This is a genomic window from Vibrio casei (assembly GCF_002218025.2).
Taxonomy (GTDB): Bacteria; Pseudomonadota; Gammaproteobacteria; order Enterobacterales; family Vibrionaceae; genus Vibrio; species Vibrio casei.
Genome location: NZ_AP018680.1, coordinates 1,754,381 through 1,777,997 on the forward strand (window position 1 = coordinate 1,754,381; position 23,617 = coordinate 1,777,997).

A 23,617-nucleotide genomic window follows, 5' to 3' on the forward strand; every position below is an offset into this window, starting at 1 on the left:
AAAATATCATTGAATTCAAACCTTGCACTTCTTGGAGTCATGGCCTGCATAAGGTAGAATCGGAGAAAGTCTCTGATTCGAATCCGTCTGGGTATGATAGAAAATCAATCTCAGCATCGAACTCACCCCAGAATAAGAAGTGATGGATAAAAATGGCAATTGACCCAAGAAAAATTCTCGTAACCTGTGCGCTCCCTTATGCCAATGGCTCTATTCACCTTGGACACATGCTAGAACACATTCAAGCCGATGTTTGGGTTCGCTACCAGCGCTTGCGTGGTAATGCGGTGAACTTTATTTGTGCCGATGATGCACACGGTACCCCAATCATGCTGAAAGCTCAGCAACTAGGTATTGATCCAGAAGAAATGATTGCAGCGGTTCAAAAAGAACATGAGCAAGATTTTTCAGGTTTCAACATCAGTTTCGATAATTATCACAGCACCCACAGTGACGAAAACCGCGATTTAGCCTCTGATATTTATCTTCGCCTAAAAGAAAATGGTTTTATTACCAGCCGCACCATTTCTCAATTGTTTGACCCTGAAAAAGAAATGTTCTTACCCGATCGTTTCGTAAAAGGATCTTGCCCAAAATGTAAAGCCGAAGACCAATATGGTGACAACTGTGATGCATGTGGTGAAACTTACAGTCCAACTGATCTGATCAATCCAAAATCTGCGGTGTCTGGCGCGACCCCTATCATGAAAGATTCAGAGCACTTTTTCTTCGACTTACCACAGTTTCAAAGCATGCTAAAAGAATGGACTCGTTCTGGCTCATTACAAACCGAAACGGCCAACAAAATGCAAGAATGGTTCGAATCGGGTCTTCAACAATGGGATATTTCTCGCGATGCGCCTTATTTTGGTTTTGAAATTCCTGGTGAGAAAAACAAATTTTTCTATGTTTGGCTAGATGCTCCAATTGGATACATGGGTTCATTCAAAAACCTATGTGATAAGCGCAATGATTTAGACTTTGATGAGTACTGGAAAAAAGACAGTACCGCAGAGCTTTACCACTTCATCGGTAAAGATATCGTTTATTTCCACAGCTTATTCTGGCCAGCTATGTTAGACGGCGCAGGTTTCCGTAAGCCAAACAATATTTTTGTTCATGGTTATGTCACGGTGAACGGCGCTAAGATGTCAAAATCTAAAGGTACCTTTGTTAAAGCTAGCACTTACCTTAAGCACCTTGATCCAGAATGTTTACGTTATTACTACGCGGCAAAACTCAACAGCCGAATTGATGACCTAGATTTAAACTTAGACGACTTCACTCAACGTGTAAACTCAGACGTCGTGAATAAAATCGTCAACCTTGCTTCACGCAATGCTGGTTTTATTGCTAAACGTTTTGACGGAAAATTATCCACTCAGTTTTCTGAAGCTGCTTTATACCAAGAATTTGTCGATGCTTCTGATCGTATTGCGAACTTATATGAAACGCGTGAATTTGGTCGTGCGATTCGTGAAATTACGGCATTGGCTGATAAAGCAAACCAATATGTTGATGAGAAAGCTCCTTGGGTTATCGCGAAAGAAGAAGGGAAAGATCAAGAGCTACAAGACATTTGCACCGTTGGTATTAACCTATTCCGAGTACTAATGACTTACTTGAAACCTGTCATGCCAGAACTTGCCGCTCGTACGGAAGCATTCTTAAATGATATTCTGACATGGGAAGGTATCGCATCACCACTAACCGCCCATGAAGTGACTAAATTTAAAGCTTTGTTTAACCGCATCGATCCAAAACATGTTGAAGCGATGATCGAAGCATCAAAAGAAGATGCCGCGGTTGAGATGGCAGCCAAAGAACAAGCCGAACAATTAACACAGTCGGAACTTGATAAAGAACCGGTTGAACCTGAAATAGAATTTGACGATTTTGCTAAAATTGATATGCGGATTGCCAAGATCATTTCTTGTGAAGAAGTGCCTAAAGCGAATAAGTTGCTTAAATTCCAATTGGATATCGGTGGTGAAACTCGTCAAGTATTCTCTGGCATCAAATCAGCTTATACACCAGAAGAACTGGAAGGAAAGTTAACGGTAATGGTTGCTAACTTGAAGCCACGTAAAATGAAATTTGGCATGTCTGAAGGTATGATTTTAGCTGCTGGCCCTGGAGGTAAAGATCTTTGGATTTTAGAACCTCATGACGGTGCTCAACCAGGCATGCGCGTAATGTAAACGCCATTCTCAACCTATCGCTTACATGTAGAAGACAACTAAAGCTCACAAAAGGCTGCAACGAATGAAGCTTACTTCATTATCGTTAGTAGCCTTTTTCTTTGTGAGTTATAAACTTAAGCACTCACTATAGCTCCATCAAAAAACTCCATTTCCCCAAAAAAGCTAAACATTAATCACTAACGCACCATCTTAGAGCGTAACGTAATGAGTTACTGCACACAAAACAAACACGCTTCCATCATATTAGTAGCGGTATTCTTTCCCTCAGTTCTATCTTCCAGATCATCAATGAATACACGCAACATTCCAATAACGACGGCTCCATTCTTCGAGTAAAACACTCATAAGCAAAGTGTATTGGTACGTAAATTGCTTTATTAATTCTTTGAATTATGTAAAAAGCACGAGGTTAGTATGTTTATCTCGATAAGTTTATTTATTGTCACCATTATAATAGGTTTTTTATTCCATTTTAGTGCGGTGAGAGAGAAGTGTAATCAATCTCGCTACGCCTCAATCAGCCAGCTAAGAACACTAATTTTTTCAGTACGTGAACATCGTGGATTAACTCACTCTCACTTAACAGAAACACCTTATACACCAAGTGCATTAAAGGAAGTTAATGCTAAAATTCTCGATATATTTAATCAACTTAAGGCGCAATCTGGTCCTGAAACCAAACAAGAAATTCGTATACTTCAAGAAAAAGTAGAAAACCTTCTTTACCAATGGACGACTTTCAGTGTAGCTAAAAATCAGTTGCAGCACGGACGGGTAATTCGACAAATACTCTTTCTCATCGATGAATTACTCATTAGTTGGTTAGTCGATTCACACCATGATGATATTGCAGCCGATTACCACCATTGCTGGCAAAAGGTATTAGATACTTTAGAAGTTCTGACTATGCTTCGCATCAGCATTCAAGAGGTAGATACAGATTTAGGTAAGAAACGATTTAGGCACCATGCTTCAATATTGAGTAGGAAAATGAACCAACTGTCCCTCATCTGCCCATTAACAACCGCAGATAGTGATCAAAGTGGCGTGATTCACACACTCAAGCAATGGCAGGATAACGATACTATTGAACTGTCTAAGCTTGAACTTTATCAATTATCTTTAGATGCATCTTTGATTATTTTTAATATTTATGATCAAGTACTATCTGATATTTGTGAAAGTATTTACTTACCTTTAGTTCCTCAAAATAGATAAAAAATGCCTGCGGATGGGCAGGCTTATTTAAAGACTAAATGTTTAGCTATCATCTTCAGTAAAGTTGGATGGTAAATTTTCTTTCATTGTCATCCAAACATGGCCACTCTCAATGCCATATTGGCGAATTACAGCAGGAAGTTCTTCAGTCTTACCACTTTCACATACCGCTAAAAGCTCTTTATAAAACTTAATAGCTAATAATCTTGCTTCTGAGTTTGAAAAATAAAAACTACCAACACGATCATAAAGCTTTTTCATTCCATTGAAAATCAAACCATAGATTTGATTACCAGAATGAAAAGCTAAACGTTGAAACAGCATATAATCATAGAAGTTAAACGTCTTCGCAATCAGAATATAGTCTCTCTTAGCTTCATCTTTCTCGTTATCTTCTTTAACGGATTGTTTAATTTTTTCCGCATAAGGCGATTCAACAATAAAGGATTCCCAAGAATCATGAGATTGCAAGGTTTCACAAGAATCAATAACACGATTTAGTGTTTTAATACACGCGTCTGGATTCAATTTAAAGGCATAACGCATGAAAATAGGACTAATACTGGTACGAGCGGCAAGTAAATCTTCGACGATACTAGTTGCATTATCACTATCAAGCGTCATTAAAGTATCCAAAATATGCAGACTTGATGTCTCCATAAAGTTATTCACTTTTGTTGGTTTGCCATGTTGAATCGTTAACCAACCATCACGAGCCAATCTCTGAAGCACTTCTCTTAAGGTCGTTCGAGTCACACCGATTAATTCTGATAACTCTCGTTCTGCGGGTAAAATAGAACCAGGAGGAAAGCGCCCGTTCCAAATGCTCTCTATTATGTATTTCTCTGCAAACCCTGCAGGGCTTTTTGCCTTAATGACCATGTGTTCACTTTTCCGAGTTCAGAAATAAAAATTGCACTCATCATACCACTACTTGTCAGTGACTTAAAACAAGCAATATTATCACTCGCTCGTATGATAACTTTACATCAATAACATTCGCTCAATAAATACCAGACATTATTCTGATCTTTGTATGAAAATATAATCCAGTTCGATAAATTTCATTTTTCCAGTTTACTATCTAAACACAGCGTGTATTGTCTTCCGCACAAATCTAACGCATTTCAAACATAATTGATTAAGCGTATTCATTTTTACAAAAAATCATTAACAAAATTATAAAACTATAGTGTTGCAAGCTTGATTTACATTATGAATAGTTAAATTAATTTAATTATTTTCACATCTTGCAATCAGAAACACGGCATACTGTATTTAAATTCATTTTTTTGACTTAAAAGAGTAAATTCATGACCATGTCTTTAGGAAAAGCATTTGTTAAAAACTTTCTAGGAAAGGCGCCTGATTGGTATAAAGTTACCATTATTGCCTTTTTGATCCTTAATCCCATCGTATTCTTTTTAATCGATCCTTTTACTGCTGGTTGGTTACTTGTTGTCGAGTTTATTTTTACTCTCGCAATGGCTTTAAAATGCTACCCACTTCAACCAGGTGGTTTGCTTGCCATTGAAGCCGTTGCTATCGGTATGACTAGCGCCGAACAAGTAAAACACGAATTAGCCGCCAATATTGAAGTGTTATTGCTGCTTATTTTTATGGTGGCTGGTATCTACTTCATGAAGCAGTTGTTGTTATTCATGTTTACTAAGATTTTATTAGGTGTTCGGTCAAAAACACTTCTATCGGTTGCTTTTTGTGTCACGGCAGCATTTCTTTCCGCTTTCTTAGACGCATTAACCGTTATTGCCGTTATCATTAGTGTTGCTATTGGTTTCTATGCCATCTACCACAAAGTGGTTTCTAACCCAGAAGCAACACTACATCACGATCACACTACCGATGAAATGATTCCAGAAATCACTCGAACGGACTTAGAAGATTATCGTGCTTTCTTACGATCATTACTGATGCATGCAGGTGTTGGTACCGCTTTAGGCGGCGTCATGACCATGGTTGGTGAGCCTCAAAACTTAATCATCGCAGATCAAGCTGGATGGCAATTTGGTGAATTCATTCTGCGCATGGCTCCTGTTACTTTTCCTGTTTTTATTTTTGGAATGCTCACTTGTGTTGCAGTGGAAAGATTAAATGTGTTCGGCTATGGCGCTAAGTTACCAGAAAATGTTCGTAAGATTCTTATCGAAGTTGATTACGAAGAGCAAAAGAAACGTACCAAGCAAGACATCGCAAAACTGTACATTCAAGGCTTTATTGCTGTTTGGTTGATTGTCGGTTTAGCAGGGCATCTAGCCGCCGTCGGTTTGATTGGCCTATCTGTTATTATCTTAGCAACCGCTTTTACAGGGATTACTGAAGAGCACTCTTTAGGTAAAGCATTTGAAGAAGCGTTACCATTTACTGCATTGCTCGCCGTATTCTTTGCTGTAGTCGCGGTCATCATTGACCAACATTTATTTAAACCGATTATTGAAGCGGTCCTGCAATTAGAAGGTGATAAGCAAATTACCATGTTCTATATTGCAAACGGACTTCTATCGATGGTCTCAGATAATGTTTTTGTGGGCACCGTGTATATTAATGAAGTCAAAATGGCATTACTTGACGGAACCATTAACCGTGAGCAATTTGACCTGCTAGCTGTTGCTATTAACACCGGTACAAATTTACCATCTGTTGCCACACCAAACGGACAAGCTGCATTTTTATTCTTATTAACCTCAGCTCTTGCACCATTAATACGCTTATCCTACGGTAGAATGGTTATTATGGCCCTACCTTATACCGTAGTATTAGCGGTAGTCGGTTACTTAGGCATTCAATTTCTATTAGAACCTATAACCGTTTATTTCCATCAAATTGGTTGGTTAACCTCAGCTACGATTGAAGTGGCGACTCAAGGTTCACCAATAATCGGTCACTAACTTAATGGATGTACAAAAATAGAAAGGTTTACAGTACTTGAATAGTCTTTCATAATTTTGAACTATTCTGATGTTTAAGGCTCTGAGGAATCAGAGCTTTCTTTTTTATAAGGATATACCTGTGTCTTGGCTTTCTACCATTCATTCATTTTCAAAAAAACGTCTATCATGGATGCTGTTACTTCTTTTTGTCGTGTTCTTTGAGCTTTGTGCGCTTTATTTTCAACATGTTTTAATGTTAGCGCCATGCGTCATGTGCGTTTATGAAAGGGTTGCAATGATGGGAGTCGGAGCCGCGGCAATGGTTGGGCTTATTCAACCTAAAAACCATTTAATCCGTTGGTTAAGTCTAGCCGGATGGGGATATACCTCATTTAGAGGATTACAATTAGCTATAGAGCATGTCGGTTATCAATTTAACCCTTCACCTTTCGCAACTTGTGATATTTTCCCACAATTTCCAAGCTGGGCCCCTCTCAATCAATTGGCTCCGTGGATGTTTGAACCTACTGGAGATTGCTCAAAAATCGTTTGGCAATTTCTCAACTTATCTATGCCACAATGGCTTGTCGTGATATTTAGCGCAAATTTAGTGGTTCTTAGCCTTGTCATTATTGCTCAATTTTTTAAAAGCAAATAGTCAACAGGGGTCGTTAACCTTCTTCAATAGCCAGGTTAACGACCATCGATAAATTAACCACCACAGCACTGCTTAAACTTCTTACCACTGCCGCAAACACACCGATCATTTCGACCAATGTTTTTATATGGATTCACGCGTACCGATTGATCGCCTTGAAGCGCATCATTCGCAGCTTTACTGACTTCATTAATCATCAAGTTTAATTGAGGCAGCATCTTATCTAATGTTGGTGGCTGGTCTATACCCACGTCTTTCATTTGTTGGTGTGTTGATTTTTCATCAATCACTAACATTAATGTGGTGAGTAATCCTTGCAGCATGCGAACTGTACCATCAGAAAGTTGATCCACTTGATTCCAACCCGGCTCAATCTCAGGCCACACCGTCATAAAGCCTTCAGCAAAGTCGACGACACCACCATTAGCGCCATCATCCATATTCAACAACTTCAATACGTCATAATCGCACGACATCAGTTGAGAATATTGAGCTTCAAAATGTTGAGTGAGTGCAGACTGCGCACTTTCTTTATCTAATTCAACTAATGGAGCAATCCATATCATGGGATCAAGTGCTTTCGGTGTCATGTTTGCTGCCAATACCGCCCCTTCAATAAATTCAGGGGTGTAGTCTGTGGTCTCTAAACAAGAAACATTGATCAATTGAGTCATAACTGTACTACCGCAAAAAATAATGCCCATAGTGTAGCGGCTAAAACACTTATCACCAATAATAGTTAAGCCCTTAATCCTGTCATAGTTTCTTAAAATCCACGCCATAGTGTAATCACAGTGACATTTTAATTCTAAGACACTACAATCTCGCATCCTTGGTACTACCAATTTATATATCACATCAATCTGGAGACAAACATGCGTGTCGTTCTTGGCCCAATGGAGGGTGTTCTCGATTATTTAATGCGAGATCTTCTCACTGACATCAATGATTACGACTTATGTGTGACAGAATTTGTTCGCGTGGTTGACCGCTTGTTGCCCGAACACGTTTTTACCCGTTTGTGCCCAGAATTAGAACACGGTAGCCAAACTCGATCGGGTACACCTGTTCGATTACAGTTACTAGGACAAGAACCCAATTGGATGGCAGAAAATGCAGTTCGAGCGGTTGAGTTGGGATCCCAAGGCCTTGATATCAATTTTGGTTGTCCGGCTAAAATGGTGAATAAAAGCAAAGGTGGCGCAGCCCTACTTCAGCATCCTGAACAATTGTATAAAATAGTGAAAGCATGTAGAGATGCCGTACCAGATGATGTCATTGTCTCGGCTAAAATTCGATTAGGGTGGGATGACCCACAAGATTGCTTGGAAATTGCGGATGCCATAGAGCAAGCAGGAGCGAGCGAGCTGACTGTTCACGCAAGAACGAAAATGGGAGGATATAAAGCTAGTGAAATTAAATGGGAATATATTGAGAAAATTAAACAACAAAGCCAAATCCCCATTATTGCAAACGGAGAAATTTGGGATTTTCAAGACGGGCAAAATTGCTTAAATCAAACCAAAGCGGATGCAATTATGGTTTGTCGTGGCGCTTTCAACCTCCCGAATTTAGGCAATGTCGTAAAATATAATCACGAAGCAATGCCTTGGCATCAAGTGATAGAATTAATGCTCAAATATTCTGAATTTGAAATTAAAGGCGATAAAGGGCTTTACTACCCGAATAGAATAAAGCAATGGCTGGCCTATCTCCGACATGAATATGAAGCAGCTGATGAACTATTTCGTAATATTCGTCGTTTCAACAAAGCCGAACCTATCGCAGAGCATATACGCTCACTGTCCACTTCATACTCCAAACAGGCTTAAATCATTTATACAAAAGATTATAAGTTGCTAGTTTTATTGTAGGTTTAGACTGTTAATCAAAACAGAGGTTTCTCACATCACTGCTTATCGTGAGATGATAATTTTAGTGAAAAATCAGCGTACTAATAAATAACTTTATTTTTACCTGCCTTTTTTGCCTGATAAAGCTTCTCATCGGCCTGCTTAATTAATTCTCTTAAACCAAGTGTTCTTTTTTTATCTTGGATAGCAATACCACCTGAAACTGTAAACCCACTAGGAATAACCTCTAATGAACCACTTTCGATCTCTTTACGAATTCTTTCCATTGCCAAGTTCATTGTATCGATCGTTTCTGATTGCATATAAACAATAAATTCTTCCCCGCCAAAACGAGCCACAATATCATCATTTCTGGTATTCATTTTAAGTGCATTACCCACAAAAATAATGGCCTGGTCTCCTACATCATGCCCATGAGTATCATTAATTTGTTTAAAGTTATCAATATCAAAAATCGTCACAGCTTCAAATGATAAAGGGCATTTCAATTGGTATTCTTGGTTAAAACCTCGTCGGTTAAGTAACCCTGTCATAGGATCATGTAACGCTAATATATGAAAATGGTGTTTTTCATCTCTCGCACGCCAGTAGATTAAGCTCAGAACCGTAAGAAAATACAAAACAAAAATTTCAAATAACGAGGTTTTTTCTCTTACAAAAAATAAAGATACTTCTTTTTCCCAATCAAATTTAAAATACATAACTTGATTAGTTTTCACACCACCAATCAACACCTTCCGTGGTAACCATGCATTTTCTGGTAATGGATCCTTTCCTAACACCTGAAAAGTAATGTGTTGATATAATGGAGCTCTATTCGATGACAACTTTGAAATAATAATATCGACCAATACCATCCCTTCAAATTTATTTTGATCAAACAAACCTGTCGAAATGGTTAGTACTAACTTATTGGTTGCAACATCCATGACAGGTCCAGTCAGCCGAATAACACTTTTACCACTTTTTGCTTCTAGCCAATATGGTCGAGTTTGCATTATTGGGATAGCATCTTTATGTATATTGGTCACAAGATCTGCAGGTGAGGATATAATATAACCAAGAGGAGATAGATAGTATAAACCCGAAATATACGCTTCAAGGCCATTTAAAAATGAGAATGTAGGAGCAAGTAATAACTTGCTTAAAATGTCGTTATAAATTGGACTATTCGATTGGCAGGCTTTTGGTAAAGCTTTTACGGCATAATCGATTTCAAGCACTTTCCGAGCATCTGCACGATAAGCCGACTGGATCGCTTCATCAGACGGTGTCCAAAGGCAAAAACCATCTTGTTCTATACTTTTATTATAGGCAGTTTTACTTGGTAGTAATTCCGACTCATGTGTGAAATAGGTGGAAAAACTATAGTTTAAAGATCCTAGTAATTTCACTGAATGGGCAAGATCTTGAGTCACCTTACTATATTCCGCTTCAATATCGTCACTAACTCCTTGCGTATACTTGTATACCAATAAAAGCACAACACAGAATGCTAAAACTAATGGGGCAAGAATAATACGCTTGAATGTTAACTGAGAATTATATTGGATCATGAGGCTTTTATTTAAGATAACAGCCTCGATTGTATCAGGGATTCCACTCTATAAACAAAATATTAGATTAGAAGAACACTTTTCACAGCAACGAATACACAGTGAAAAGTGTACAGTTAACCTAACAATAAGCTGTCATCGGTTAGCGCCTCACCTCTGACCTTACTAAACATATCCAACAAATCAGTAACTTGCATCCCTTTACGTGTTTTGCCATCAACATCTAAAACAATCTCACCTTGATGAAGCATGATCGTTCTATCTCCACAATCTAGTGCATCTTTCATTGAATGAGTCACCATCATTGCGGTCAAATCAAATTCCTTCACCACTTTCTTTGTTAAATCGATAACAAAAGCTGCCATCCTAGGATCCAACGCGGCAGTATGTTCGTCCAGTAACAATAATTTACTATCCGACAACGTTGCCATTATTAAACTAACTGCTTGACGTTGCCCACCAGAAAGCAAACCAATATTATCGCCTAAGCGATCTTCCAACCCCAAATCAAGAATGCTTATTCTGTCTTGAAAAAGCTTACGTCGCTGACCAGATAAAGACATCGCCCAACCTCGACGCTTCCCCCTCATATAGGCAATAGCCATATTTTCTTCAATGGTTAGATCACCACAAGTCCCCGCTAATGGATCCTGAAAGACTCTTGCACACATACGAGCACGCTGATCAACCGACCGTCTCGTTACATCGATATTATCTATCACAACGTGCCCACCTATCATTGGTGTTTCCCCTGTGACTGCACCAAGTAAGGTCGATTTACCCGCACCATTGGAACCAATAACGGTTAAAAATTGATGTTGAGGTACATTAAGCGAGATTTTTCTAAGCGCTTTATTTTCCAGTACAGTTCCGGGATTAAACGTGACTTCAATATTTTTCAATTCAATCATAATGCCGCCCCTTTCGCTGCACGTTTCGCTTTAATATTGCTCTTTATTTTTGGCGCAACCAAGGCAATAGCCACGAGCAAAGCAGTGACTAAGTTTAAATCAGAAGCTTGCATACCAAACATGCCAGTATTCAAAGCAAATTGAATCGCTATACGGTATAAAATTGAGCCAACAATAACAGCCACCACTGCCACCCAAATTTTTCGACTTGGAATTAACGTCTGCCCAAGAATCACAGCCGCAAGACCAACGACGATGGTGCCAGCACCTGCCGTCACATCAGCAAATCCACTTGTTTGAGCTAAAACTGCACCAGAAAAACCCACTAAGCCATTCGATAAAGCCAAACCAAAATAGGTATAGAAACCAGTACTTGCACCTTGCGCAGCAACCATACGAGCGTTCACACCTGTCGCCCTTAAAGCCAAACCAAAATCACTATTTAATAAGCGAATAATCACCAAAGCACAAACAATCACTAAAATAGCAACAGCGAGTGGGCGAATGAATAAGGCACCGCCAAGGTCATCTAAAGGTGTGAAAATCGTTTGTTCACCAAGAAGGGATAAATTTGGACGCCCCATAATTCGAATGTTAATCGAAAAGGCAGCCAACATAGTCAAAATAGAAGCTAACAAATGCAAAATACCACAGCGTACGGCCAAGAAAGCAGTAACGAAACCACTTAATCCTCCAACAAAGAACGCCATCACAGTAGCAACCCAAGGGTTTACGCCTGAAACTAATGCCGTTGCGGCAACCGCAGCCCCCATAGGAAAACTACCATCAACCGTCAAATCTGGAAAATCTAAAACTCGAAATGTAATGTATACACCTAAAGCGACTAGGCCATATATTAAACCTAATTCTAAAGCGCCGTAAAAGGCAAAAGCAGACATACAAACTCCTTCTCTGCTTACTATATCTATCTCAATGAAAATCATATGACAGACATAAACACTCCGGCCAATCACATGGCAGGAATAAAAATCCATTTAATTATTTGTTATGGACACAAGAAAGTAACAAGCCAACAAATTGGTTATTGAGCGGTGAGACTCAATAACCTTTTCATCATTTTACTTTGTCGATTCTTTAGCTCGCTCTAGAATAGACGGTGGGATGTTAATGCCCAATTTTTCTGCCGCTTGCTTATTAATAATAAGGTCAGAGGCCTTGGCAATTTTCACAGGTAAATCACTTGGTTTCTTACCTTCTAAAATTGCCGCTACGTAATCTGCCGTTTGGATACCAACTTGGTAATAATCTGCTCCCAAACCAATGACTGCACCGCTATCAATATACGTCGTGGAGGCGGCAAATACTGGTTTCTTCGCTTGATTTGCAGCAGCAACCATACCATCAATAGCACTGGCTACCGTGTTATCAATCATTGCATAAATGACATCAGACTTAGCCACGATCGCCTGGGTAGCCGATTTAATATCAGCACTTTTAAGCGCAGTACTTTCATGAACCGTAATATTTCGTTTTGCGGCTTCAGCTTTAAGTAACGTCATCAAAGCAACAGAATTTGCTTCTCCTGGGTTATAAACCACACCAATACTTTTTAACTCAGGATTGAACTCTTGCATCAACTCAACATGCTGTGCAACGGGTGACAGATCAGACAAGCCGGTAACATTACCTGAAGGATTATCTAAAGATTTTACGAGTTTAGCCTCGACAGGATCGGTTACTGCAGTGAAAACAATGGGAATATTTCTTGTTGTAGCCGCAAGCGCTTGAGCTGAAGGTGTAGCAATGCCGACTAAAACATCAGGCCCTTCACCAACAAACTGGCGAGCAATTTGAGAAGCAATAGCCGGATTGCCTTGTGCGGTGCGATATTCTAAATTTAAATTTTTGCCTTGTTCATACCCTTGTGCCTTCAATCCATCGATTAAGCCATTACGGGCTGCATCTAAAGCTGGGTGCTCAACAATTTGTGAGACATCTACTTTGTAAGTTTTAGCGGATACACCTGTTGCAGACATTAATGCCGCCCCTGCAAAAATAACAGTAGCGAAAAGTTGTTTTGCTTTCATCTTGACTCCTTGATTCAGCAATAGAATGTTGTATTTGATTTATTATTATCGATCTGTACAAATAAATTTACAGCTGGGCAATGCTATTTTCATTATTACTCTTTACATTGAGCTTATATTCTTACCAGTTAATCTGGACAAAGGGAAGTGGCAGTTTACAAAATAGCAACAAAGCCCTAATAACGGATTATTAGGGCTTTGTTTTATGAGAAAAATAGAGGGGTTTGGCGCTTAAAACCAGCGTTCTAAAGCAGTATCGTCTAATTGAGTAAATGCTCGTTTAAGCATCGCAGCAAGCTCTTTATAACGAGGTTTTGATTTTATTGGCTCTTGAGCAGCTCCTGATTCGGCCACTTTTTGGTAAAGTTCACGATACCAATTTGCTAAACTGGGTGGTAACAATGTGTTCGAACGTGTTCCTAACCACCAAATACCTTGCAGCGGCAAGCTAATCGCAAATAGAGCGATAACAATAGCTTGAGGCATCGCACCATAGTTTTGTAGACTCATTTGCATTAACACACTAATAGCAGCAATAGCAGGCATAACCTTAATGCCAAACCTAGTTGCTTTTATTATGCGTTGCTCTGGAAATATAGGCGCGAGCTCTTTACGAACAGGCCAGAGGTCCATGTAATGCTGCCCATCTTTTAAGCGGTGGATAAAACTTTTATGACTCATATACCCTCCTTACCTATAAAAAATCCCAGTAAAAAATCAAATAAAATCGTAATAAAATTGACTAAAGTTAATATTGGTTAAAATATTTTTTGTTATATTGAGATATAATCGTTATCCTTTGCACGCTTTCATGATCTCCGTCACCAAATTCTTAGGTTGAACTGAGTGATATGTCGCACAAATTAAAATTTTAAGCACGCCCAAAGAATGTCAGATTCAATTGTGCGCGTCTACTTTAAAGAATAATACGTTGATCCTAGATTGTCGTCTATTCTTGAAATTGTTTTATTTCATTACAGTCATTTTTGAACGAATACAGGTATTCACTCATGTCAAAGCTAGTCCTAGTTTTAAACTGCGGTAGTTCTTCACTAAAATTTGCAATCGTTGATGCGGAGTCTGGCGATGAGCTTCTTAGCGGCCTTTCTGAATGTTTAGGTCTTCCAGAAGCACGAATCAAATGGAAACTAGATGGAAAGCATGAAGCACAACTTGGTCACGGTGCAGCGCACGCTGAAGCATTAAACTTTATCGTAGAAACCATTCTTGCTTCTAAACCAGAATTAGGCGAAGGCGTTGGGGCTATTGGTCATCGCGTTGTTCATGGTGGTGAAAAATTCACCAAGTCAGTGTTGATTACTGAAGCTGTTATTCAAGAAATTAAAGACGTTACCGCGCTAGCCCCACTACACAACCCTGCGGCTATTGCAGGTATAGAAGCGGCTAAGTTAGCATTCCCTGATTTGAAAAATGTGGCTGTTTTTGACACTGCATTCCACCAAACCATGCCTGAAGAAGCTTACCTGTATGCTATCCCATACAACCTATACACTGAAAACAGTATCCGTCGCTACGGTATGCACGGTACTTCGCACCTATTCATTACTCGTGAAGTTGCGAGCATCATGGATAAGCCAGTTGAAGAAGTAAACATTATTAACTGTCACTTAGGTAACGGTGCTTCTGTTTGTGCAATCAAAAATGGCCAATCAGTTGATACATCAATGGGTCTAACACCACTTGAAGGTCTTGTGATGGGAACACGTTGTGGTGATATCGACCCTGCTGTTATTTTCCACCTACATGACTCACTTGGTTACTCGGTTGAGCAAATCAATACGATGCTAACAAAAGAATCGGGTCTGCTTGGCCTGACTCAAGTAACATCTGATTGCCGTTTCGTAGAAGATAATTATCAAGAAAAACCAGAAGCAAAACGTGCGATGGACGTATTTTGTCACCGCTTAGCAAAATACATCGCTGGTTACACGTCCACACTTGAAGGCCGCCTAGATGCCATCGTCTTCACTGGTGGTATTGGTGAAAACTCAGGTCCTATCCGTGAACTCGTTCTTAATCGTCTTGGTATTTTTGGTATCGAAGTTGATAACGACAAAAACTTAGCCGCTCGTTTTGGTGGTGAAGGTGTAATCACAACAGAAAATAGCCGCGTACCAGCAATGGTCATCTCAACCAATGAAGAATTGGTTATTGCAGAAGACACTGCACGCTTAGCGAGTCTTTAATCTTTACAGGCTAACATCAAGTTAGCCTGTTTTCTTTATGGCTGAGTTTATCCAGCTCAGCTATTTTCAATAGTTAGAGGAAACTTATCCATGTCTCGTACTATTATGCTTGTTCCTATTAGCGCTGGTGTTGGTTTAACTAGCGTTAGCTTAGGTGTCTTACGCGCTATGGAGCGTAAGGGTGTAAATGTTGCATTCTTCAAACCTATCGCACAACCACGTAGCGGTGCTGATCTTCCTGATCTAACCTCTACCATTATCTCTACAAACAGTGATATGAAAGTGGCTGAGCCAACACCAATGTCTGAAGCAGAATCCTTCATCAGTAATGAAAAAATGGATGTCCTGCTTGAGCAAATCGTTGAACGTTACAATGCCATCAGTAATCACTCTGAAGTGGTATTAATTGAAGGCCTAGTTCCAACTCGCAAGCACCCATTTGCTAACCAAGTGAACGCAGAAATTGCAAAAACACTTGGCGCAGAAATCGTATTTGTTGCGACCCCTGGCACCAATAACGCCGTGCAGTTAAAAGAACGAATCGATGTTGCTTGTTCAAACTTTGGTGGCACTAAAAACAAAAATATTTCTGGCGTTATCATCAATAAGCTTAACGCTCCCGTTGATGAAGCAGGTCGTACTCGCCCGGACTTGTCAGAAATTTTTGATGAAAACGATCACGCCACACAAGCCAACATTGAAGTAATGCAAATCTTCAACTCTAGCCCAATTCGCGTGCTCGGTTGCGTACCTTGGAAAATTGAGTTAATCGCTACCCGTGCTATCGATATGGCGAAACACTTAAATGCAGACATAATTAATACTGGTGAAATTAACTCTCGCCGTATTAAGAGCATCACTTTCTGTGCACGCTCTCTACCAAACATGATTGAGCACTTTAAGCCAGGTTCATTACTTGTCACTTCTGCTGATCGTCCAGACGTTATCGTTGCAGCTGCTCTCGCCTCAATGAATGGTGTAGAAATCGGTGCGATCTTGCTAACCGGCGGCTACGATATTCCAGCATCTATTGCTGATTTATGTAAGCCAGCATTTGAAGCCGGTTTACCTATCTTCAAAGCGCAAGGCAACACATGGCAAACCTCGTTAAATCTACAAAGCTTTAACCTTGAAGTGCCCGCTGATGATAAAGAGCGTATCGAATTCATCAATGATCATGTTGCAAGCCACATTGATGGACCTTGGATTGATTCTCTATCTGAAGGTACTCAAGGCATCCGCCGCCTAAGCCCACCAGCATTCCGTTACCAGTTAACAGAATTTGCTCGTCGTGCAGGCAAGCGCATCGTACTTCCTGAAGGTGATGAGCCACGTACGGTAAAAGCGGCAGCCATTTGTGCTGAACGTGGTATCGCAACGTGTGTGCTTTTAGGTAATCCAGAAGAAATTCGTCGTGTTGCAGCCCAACAAGGTGTGGAACTTGGTGCTGGCGTTGAAATTATTGACCCAGAAAAAGTACGAGAAAACTACGTGGCACGTCTAGTTGAACTACGTGGCGCAAAGGGTATGACTGAAGTCGTTGCTCGTGAGAAGCTGGAAGATTCTGTATTCCTTGGCACTATGATGCTAGAAGCTGGCGAAGTTGATGGTCTAGTATCAGGTGCGGTTCACACTACGGCTAACACTATCGTTCCTCCATTCCAAATCATCAAAACAGCACCGGGTGCGTCTATCGTATCTTCTGTGTTCTTCATGCTATTGCCTGACCAAGTATTGGTATACGGTGACTGTGCGATCAACCCAGATCCAAACGCAGAGCAACTCGCTGAAATAGCAATTCAATCAGCAGATTCAGCAAAAGCATTCGGTATTGACCCGCGTGTAGCTATGATCTCTTACTCAACCGGTACGTCTGGTAAGGGTGCTGATGTAGATAAAGTACGTGAAGCCACCCGCATTGCTCAAGAGAAACGTCCTGACTTAGTCATTGATGGTCCTCTACAGTACGATGCCGCTATCATGGAAAACGTTGCCGCTTCTAAAGCGCCAAACTCGCCTGTAGCTGGTAAAGCAACTGTATTTGTATTCCCAGACCTAAATACGGGTAATACAACGTACAAAGCGGTACAGCGTTCTGCAGACCTAGTGTCTATCGGTCCAATGCTTCAAGGCATGCGTAAGCCTGTCAATGACTTGTCTCGCGGCGCTCTAGTAGACGATATCGTTTACACCGTTGCACTAACAGCAATTCAAGCAGCACAAGCTGAATAAGCTATTCACTGTAAGCTAAAACAAACAATCCCCGTTGATGAATATCAGCGGGGATTTTTTATGCCAGAAGCATGTAGCTCATTTTTATCATTGGATATTTTGAACGATGCCTTTAACTATGAACTTCGAGGAGCGAACATTATAATGGTCATACCAACTAACGCTACTGATACACCAACTACATCCCACAGTGTTGGCCGAATGCCATCAACAACCCATAACCAAAGTATCGCGACGAATATGTATACTCCGCCGTAGGCAGCATAAACTCTACCCGCTGCTGTAGGGTGTAGTGAAAGTAACCAAGCAAATAGAGCAAGGAAAAAGGCGGCTGGTAGCAATAACCAAATTGATTTGTCTTCTTTTAACCACAAATAAGGCAGGTAGCATCCAAGTATTTCAGCAATTGCAGTAATAAAAAACAGCCCCATTATTTTAATTTCTGGCACCAAAAAATCCTCATTTTGACTCTGTCAATTACAGTATAACTAACACATCCATCAGCATGTTTATTTCCAACTGATACGATTTTTTATTTACTTTTCACTTACCAATAAAAAAGCCAACGAATGACTTCGTTGACTTTGTATATTTAAAACGAATCTTAATGATTAAGAGTTTGTCTGAATTCCAACAATCAACCAAGGTGCATTATTGGCGATTAGATCACGCTCTAAATGCCAAACTTCATCAATATCTTCTTCAACACCTTCTGCGGTATCACGGTAGCGGCCCGTAAATTGAATACTAAGTTGAGCTTTAGAAGCATCATATTCGCCACGGACAATCTCAGCATCCACATACATAACATCCGTATGTTGATCACCTTGAAGCTCTGCACGTTCTGCTTTTAATTCAGCAAACAAACTTGGCGTAACATATTCTTCAATTTTATCCAGCTGGTTAAAGTTCCAAGCGCCTTGTAGTGTGCGGTAATGTTCACGAGAACCTTCCACAAATGCTACCCGGTCAAAACCTGGAGGGAAGTTATGCGGCACATCAGATTGACCTGTTGCACCAAAACCACCTGAAGCTTGAGGCTGTTCAAAGTTTTGCACATTCGGTTGTTCAAACTGTTGGCGGTTTGATGCGCCAGAATAAGCAGCTTGCGGCCCTCGGTTCATTGAACCCTGCTTTGCCCCCATCATGCCGCGTAAGAATTTGAATGCGACAAAAGCAATCAAGCCCATGATTAAAATATCAAAGAATTGAATGCCTTCAAAACCACCACCCATAAATAAAGAAGCAAGCAAGCCACCAGCTAATAAACCACCTAACATGCCGCCCATCATGCCACCACGACGAGTATTGGTTGCATCAGGCTTTTTATTTAGTGTATTAGTATTTTGTACGTTCTGTTTTGGAGCAGGCGCGGTTTTAAAACTTTTACCGAAAGACTTACCACCACCAAAGCGCTTTGCTTCAGCCAATGGTGCCGTTACCATTGATACCATAATCAATGCAACCATGACAAAAAGTCGGTTCATAGGATCCCTTTACTATTAATGACGAAATTAAGTTCATCATAGCTTGAATAAGCCATGAGTACACAACAGCAATGTTTCAGAATATTGCAAGGTGTCATGCTGAGCATTAATACATCACACTTCAACATATTTATAATAAATTCATTTATCTATTAAACCTAATACCGTTACACTGCTTATAGATAAAAAGGAATGCATAAAGGCACATTTATGGATAAATACTCTCAATCTGACACTGTTTTTTTCTCACAGCGATTTTTCCCTTACTTTGTTACTCAATTCTTCGGCGCTTTTAACGACAATATTTATAAAAATACATTATTGATTTTTGTCGCCTTCGCAAGCGCCAATCAATTACCAATTTCAAGCACCTTATTCATCAATCTTGCTGCCGGTATTTTTATTCTCCCTTTTTTCCTTTTTTCTGCAACAGCAGGCGTAATTGCTGACAAGTATGAAAAATCAAAGCTAATACGTTGGATAAAATTTGCTGAAATTATCATTATGATTGCCGGTGCCATTAGCTTTCTTTACCAAAGTTACCTTGCACTACTAATATTATTGTTTTTAATGGGAACACAATCAGCATTTTTTGGCCCAGTAAAATATGCTTTATTACCACAGCACTTAAAACCAGCGCAATTATTAAAGGGCAATGCATGGGTAGAAACAGGGACCTTCTTGGCTATTTTATTCGGAACCATTGGGGCAGGAATCATTGTCGCTACCCCAAATGCTTATTGGTTAACCGCTGTATCCGTTGTTTTTTTTGCCGTATTGGGTTTTATCGCCAGCCTATTTATTCCTAAGGCATTACCTAGCCCAAACCACTATCAATTTTCTTGGAAACCCATTTTTCATACACAACAAACATTAAATATCGCCAAACAAAATAGAACTATTCACCTGTCTATTATTGCCATCAGTTGGTTTTGGTTTCTAGGCGCTTGTTATTTAACTCAATTTCCTAATTTCAGTAAAACCTATATTCAAGGAGATAGCACCAGCGTCTCTTTTCTATTGGCATTATTTTCCGTTGGTATCGCAATCGGCTCTTTACTTTGTGCCAAGTTATCCCATCAAAAAATCAACCTAAAGCTTGTAGGATTAGGAGGCGTTGGTATCAGCATATTTAGTGTATTACTCGGCTTGTTTTCAATACTCATTCAAACGACGTCAACCAATGACATGATTTCAATTACGAATCTATTAAGTTCGGCCAACTATCTTCCAATCTTCTTTAGTTTATTTTTTTTAGGTATGTGTGGCGGGACTTTTATCGTACCTTTATATACATTAATGCAAACTCTCGCTTCAACAGAAACAAGAGCGCAAGTGATTGCTGCAAATAATATTTATAACGCATTATTTATGGTAGGTAGCGCAATCATTAGTATTGTTTGCTTATCATTACTCTCAATGGCCATACATCAATTTTTTATTTTTCTTGGGATACTCAATTTACTCGTCATTTTTGGTTTATATCGATATAAGCCTCAAACCATGACACCAGAAAGTCATTAACGTCTTCTTGAACAAACCAAGCACTTGTCGTTAATTTTTATTTAACGACAAGTTAAAAATATCAATACTTACTTAACTATGAAATTGAGATATTCTCCGCATTACTTTCTTACTACCTTTCAGGCCAAGCTATGTTTGCACATATACGTAATTATGGTTTATTTATTATTGGAGCGCTATTTTGCTTCACTCCTTGGGTTAGTTCACCTATTGCATTGATTTTCGGTTTTCTATTAACCAGTTTTGGCTTTGTTCCTCATACTATCCCTTTAACTAAAATTATTAAAAAACTACTGGCCTACTCTATTGTAGGTTTAGGATTTGGTATCAATATTAACCAAGCGATTACTGCAACCGAAAATGGCTTTGGGATTATTGTGACGACTATTTTCAGCACATTAATTCTCGGTGCTTTCATTGCAAAAAGAATGGGGTTAGAAAGAGAGACTGGGCACTTAATTGCTTCTGGGACGGCAATTTGTGGCGGAAGTGCTATTGCTGCTGTTGCTCCAGCGATTAACGCAAAAGATCAACCGGTAGCAATGTCATTAGCAGTAATATATGTTCTAAACTCACTCGCGCTATTTCTGTTTCCCGTGATTGGACATGCTCTGGATATGAGCCAAATACAATTTGGTACTTGGGCTGCTATTGCTATTCATGATACCTCATCGGTCGTCGGAGCCGCTCAAGCATATGGTGAAGAATCTCTTCAAATTGCAACGACGCTTAAACTAGCACGAGCATTATGGATTGTTCCGGTGGCTTTTATCAGCGCTCTTATGTTTAAAAATGACAGTAAGAAAATTACGATTCCATTCTTCATTTTATTTTACTGCGCAGCAATAGTGTTTAGTGACCAAGTACCTCAATTTTCAACGCTCTACTACGGTATTTACAGCTTTGCCAAACAGAGCTTGGTACTTTGTTTGTTTTTAATCGGTTGTGGGATCTCGGTAAATAAATTAAAAGAAACTGGCCCAAGACCAATGCTGTTCGGTGTATTACTTTGGATTATTATTTCCGTCAGTTCTTTAAGCTATATAATGACGCACATTCAGTAACCATCAACATAAAAGTAACTGAATAAAACACCACTAAACATGGGGTTCAATTGGAGCCTCATGGTCATGTTTCACTGATGCTTTGCGCTTTAAGACCCACACAATGATTGAAACAAATGCAGCCAATTCAGCTAAAGCCGAGACTAACCCTTCTGTATAAATAGACAGAACAACAAAAGCGGCAACCGCCAATATCAATAAAGCCTTCATTTTATTCCCTTAAATTTAAACCATCTTTCGACGCGTTAACCACGATAACTCTAGTATGGCTGAATCAAATTTAAGCAATAAATTCTGTTTTGGACTATTAAATAACTTTTGTGAATGATCGACCTAGGGTTTGTCTGTATACCTTTCCTCACCATAGTGTTGTTGGTAGTAGCGTTTTAAATCCACTCGAGCAATTTTAATTCCAGTATTCATTAAATTTTCTGGTAACAAGTAGTAAGCATCTGGACACTTAAACTTATCGAGGTACTGCACCAAAAATTGCTGATATTCCTCATTGGATAGCTCGATAATACCATCAATAAAAGCAATGGGTCTGTGCCCATATTGAACATTTGAAATGGGAATTACTATCACTTGTTTGATATTGGGATGACGATTCAAAACCGCTTCAATTTCCTCACAATAAATATTTTCACCACCAGAAATAAACTGATTATCTTCACGCCCTAAGATCTCAATCTCATCGGCTTGATTTTCAATAAAATGCACTCGTCCCAAATCTTTGGTATCAAACCATGGCGTTTGTTGATTAACTAATGGCGTTAGTTTGCCTTCTGACAAATAGCCAAGCGCTAACGTTTCACCTGCTACAAATATTTTCGAGCCTTCAACTTTTATTTTACGATGTGGTAATAACGATCCAGAGGTAGGAGAACCATCCACTTGTTTCGCTATCACGGTTGAAGCCGTTTCTGTCATGCCATAGCCCACCCAGCACTCAATACCTTTAACACTAGCCCTTTGGGTTAAAGAAAGAGGAATATGCCCTCCACCAAGTAACACTCTTTTTAAGGTCGCTTCATAAGGCTGATCAAGTAAACGCTGAAGCTGAGTTGGGACAAGCGAAGCGTGTGTTACATGCTGTAAATCGTGTAAAAGATCCTCTCCAATAACCAGTTGCGCTCCTTTGCATAACCATCTCCAGAGTATCGAAAGCCCAGAAACATGATAGATAGGCAAGCTTAGTAACCACGAATCATTGTGCTCAAACTTAAAAGCCTCGGTTAGTCCTTGCGCACTTGCTAAATGATGCTTGACACAATGGACAACCGCTTTAGGGGTACCGGTTGATCCTGACGTAAAAATAATACTGGCTTGCTGCTCTCCACAAAATATTTCACGCCTTTCAAAGCCGGTACAGAAGGAAGTATTATCAAGATCAAAAGACAATAATGGACATAAAATGGAAGGTTCAACGTCTAAGGTCGACTCACCCAACCAACAGTAATCGGCTTGAATAATAATTAATTTTTGTTTAATAGAGTGTAACGGTTGAGGCGGCATTAAAGCACATAACGCGCCAAGGCGAAGACAAGCTAAATACAACAAAACCGCTTTGGGTTCATTTTTGCTGATCAGCGCTACCACACTTCCTTGACAAAGGTTCTGTAAAGTGAGTTGATGGCATAATTCGCTAATAGTGTCATCAAGCGCTTTCCAGCTATATGTTTTAAGCGACGTTATCAAAGCAATTTTTTGTGGCTTTTCTTGAGCCCATTTTTGAATCATATCCAT

19 protein-coding genes and 1 pseudogene are annotated in these 23,617 nt (G+C 39.6%); 9 read left to right on the forward strand and 11 right to left on the reverse strand.

The genetic code is table 11. From position 1 onward, the window contains the following. Positions 1 to 152 precede the first annotated feature (152 nt). On the forward strand, positions 153 to 2,201 hold the full coding sequence (gene metG, locus VCASEI_RS08310; protein ID WP_086960962.1) for a methionine--tRNA ligase: 2,049 nt from the start codon (positions 153 to 155) through the stop codon (positions 2,199 to 2,201). A 417-nt stretch (positions 2,202 to 2,618) separates the two neighbouring features. Next, the gene (locus VCASEI_RS08315) at positions 2,619 to 3,422 is read left to right on the forward strand and encodes a hypothetical protein (RefSeq protein ID WP_086960959.1); all 804 of its coding nucleotides are present in this window, start codon (positions 2,619 to 2,621) and stop codon (positions 3,420 to 3,422) included. A 42-nt stretch (positions 3,423 to 3,464) separates the two neighbouring features. Here the strand turns inward: VCASEI_RS08315 and fadR are convergent, their stop codons facing one another. Further along, complete coding sequence (gene fadR / locus VCASEI_RS08320) at positions 3,465 to 4,304, reverse strand: fatty acid metabolism transcriptional regulator FadR (protein ID WP_086960957.1); 840 nt, start codon at positions 4,302 to 4,304, stop codon at positions 3,465 to 3,467. A 431-nt stretch (positions 4,305 to 4,735) separates the two neighbouring features. Here fadR and nhaB point away from each other — a divergent pair, with 431 nt between their 5' ends. Both nhaB and dsbB read left to right on the forward strand, forming a co-directional pair. Beyond that, positions 4,736 to 6,328, forward strand: coding sequence for a Na(+)/H(+) antiporter NhaB (gene nhaB / locus VCASEI_RS08325; protein WP_086960955.1), 1,593 nt, complete (start codon positions 4,736 to 4,738; stop codon positions 6,326 to 6,328). Positions 6,329 to 6,449: 121 nt separating this feature from the next. Then, positions 6,450 to 6,968, forward strand: coding sequence for a disulfide bond formation protein DsbB (gene dsbB / locus VCASEI_RS08330; RefSeq protein ID WP_086960953.1), 519 nt, complete (start codon positions 6,450 to 6,452; stop codon positions 6,966 to 6,968). A 53-nt stretch (positions 6,969 to 7,021) separates the two neighbouring features. Here dsbB and VCASEI_RS08335 read toward each other — a convergent pair whose 3' ends face one another. Continuing rightward, positions 7,022 to 7,750: a YecA family protein gene (locus tag VCASEI_RS08335; RefSeq protein WP_394347151.1), complete on the reverse strand. Its 729-nt coding sequence runs from the start codon at positions 7,748 to 7,750 to the stop codon at positions 7,022 to 7,024. 93 nt (positions 7,751 to 7,843) lie between these two features. Between VCASEI_RS08335 and dusC the strand changes: the two genes are divergently transcribed. Continuing rightward, positions 7,844 to 8,800 carry a tRNA dihydrouridine(16) synthase DusC gene (dusC, locus tag VCASEI_RS08340; RefSeq protein ID WP_089110190.1) on the forward strand — a complete coding sequence of 319 codons (957 nt, stop codon included), beginning with the start codon at positions 7,844 to 7,846 and terminating at the stop codon, positions 8,798 to 8,800. Between the two features lie 122 nt (positions 8,801 to 8,922). Here dusC and VCASEI_RS08345 read toward each other — a convergent pair whose 3' ends face one another. The 5 genes from VCASEI_RS08345 to yfbV form a co-directional block, all read right to left on the reverse strand. After that, the gene (locus VCASEI_RS08345; protein WP_086960949.1) at positions 8,923 to 10,398 is read right to left on the reverse strand and encodes a sensor domain-containing diguanylate cyclase; all 1,476 of its coding nucleotides are present in this window, start codon (positions 10,396 to 10,398) and stop codon (positions 8,923 to 8,925) included. A gap of 116 nt (positions 10,399 to 10,514) precedes the next feature. Beyond that, positions 10,515 to 11,309, reverse strand: a complete 795-nt coding sequence (locus VCASEI_RS08350; RefSeq protein ID WP_089110191.1) for an ABC transporter ATP-binding protein — start codon at positions 11,307 to 11,309, stop codon at positions 10,515 to 10,517. Continuing rightward, positions 11,306 to 12,208 (reverse strand): ABC transporter permease, encoded by a 903-nt coding sequence (locus tag VCASEI_RS08355; protein WP_086960943.1) that lies wholly within the window; start codon positions 12,206 to 12,208, stop codon positions 11,306 to 11,308. Before VCASEI_RS08355 ends, VCASEI_RS08350 begins: the two co-directional genes overlap by 4 nt. A gap of 180 nt (positions 12,209 to 12,388) precedes the next feature. Further along, a complete protein-coding gene (locus VCASEI_RS08360; RefSeq protein WP_086960941.1) occupies positions 12,389 to 13,357 on the reverse strand; it encodes an ABC transporter substrate-binding protein in 969 nt (322 codons plus the stop codon). Between the two features lie 231 nt (positions 13,358 to 13,588). Next, positions 13,589 to 14,038 carry a terminus macrodomain insulation protein YfbV gene (gene yfbV / locus VCASEI_RS08365; RefSeq protein WP_086960939.1) on the reverse strand — a complete coding sequence of 150 codons (450 nt, stop codon included), beginning with the start codon at positions 14,036 to 14,038 and terminating at the stop codon, positions 13,589 to 13,591. A gap of 329 nt (positions 14,039 to 14,367) precedes the next feature. On the opposite strand from yfbV, the gene VCASEI_RS08370 reads away from it, so the two are divergent. Together VCASEI_RS08370 and pta are read left to right on the forward strand one after the other, a co-directional pair. After that, positions 14,368 to 15,564, forward strand: coding sequence for an acetate kinase (locus VCASEI_RS08370; RefSeq protein WP_089110192.1), 1,197 nt, complete (start codon positions 14,368 to 14,370; stop codon positions 15,562 to 15,564). A 90-nt stretch (positions 15,565 to 15,654) separates the two neighbouring features. After that, positions 15,655 to 17,796 carry a phosphate acetyltransferase gene (gene pta / locus VCASEI_RS08375; RefSeq protein ID WP_089110193.1) on the forward strand — a complete coding sequence of 714 codons (2,142 nt, stop codon included), beginning with the start codon at positions 15,655 to 15,657 and terminating at the stop codon, positions 17,794 to 17,796. A gap of 116 nt (positions 17,797 to 17,912) precedes the next feature. Here pta and VCASEI_RS08380 read toward each other — a convergent pair whose 3' ends face one another. Next, complete coding sequence (locus VCASEI_RS08380; protein ID WP_226983265.1) at positions 17,913 to 18,227, reverse strand: YnfA family protein; 315 nt, start codon at positions 18,225 to 18,227, stop codon at positions 17,913 to 17,915. A 180-nt stretch (positions 18,228 to 18,407) separates the two neighbouring features. Continuing rightward, the gene (locus VCASEI_RS08385; RefSeq protein WP_086960932.1) at positions 18,408 to 19,283 is read right to left on the reverse strand and encodes a Tim44 domain-containing protein; all 876 of its coding nucleotides are present in this window, start codon (positions 19,281 to 19,283) and stop codon (positions 18,408 to 18,410) included. A 210-nt stretch (positions 19,284 to 19,493) separates the two neighbouring features. On the opposite strand from VCASEI_RS08385, the pseudogene VCASEI_RS08390 reads away from it, so the two are divergent. Continuing rightward, positions 19,494 to 20,780: pseudogene (locus VCASEI_RS08390) on the forward strand (MFS transporter); the annotation flags it as partial. Positions 20,781 to 20,938: 158 nt separating this feature from the next. After that, complete coding sequence (locus VCASEI_RS08395; RefSeq protein WP_086960929.1) at positions 20,939 to 21,871, forward strand: YeiH family protein; 933 nt, start codon at positions 20,939 to 20,941, stop codon at positions 21,869 to 21,871. A gap of 33 nt (positions 21,872 to 21,904) precedes the next feature. Here the strand turns inward: VCASEI_RS08395 and VCASEI_RS19425 are convergent, their stop codons facing one another. Together VCASEI_RS19425 and menE are read right to left on the reverse strand one after the other, a co-directional pair. Further along, positions 21,905 to 22,081: a hypothetical protein gene (locus VCASEI_RS19425; RefSeq protein ID WP_162621039.1), complete on the reverse strand. Its 177-nt coding sequence runs from the start codon at positions 22,079 to 22,081 to the stop codon at positions 21,905 to 21,907. 123 nt (positions 22,082 to 22,204) lie between these two features. Further along, the gene (menE, locus tag VCASEI_RS08400; protein ID WP_089110196.1) at positions 22,205 to 23,617 is read right to left on the reverse strand and encodes an o-succinylbenzoate--CoA ligase; all 1,413 of its coding nucleotides are present in this window, start codon (positions 23,615 to 23,617) and stop codon (positions 22,205 to 22,207) included.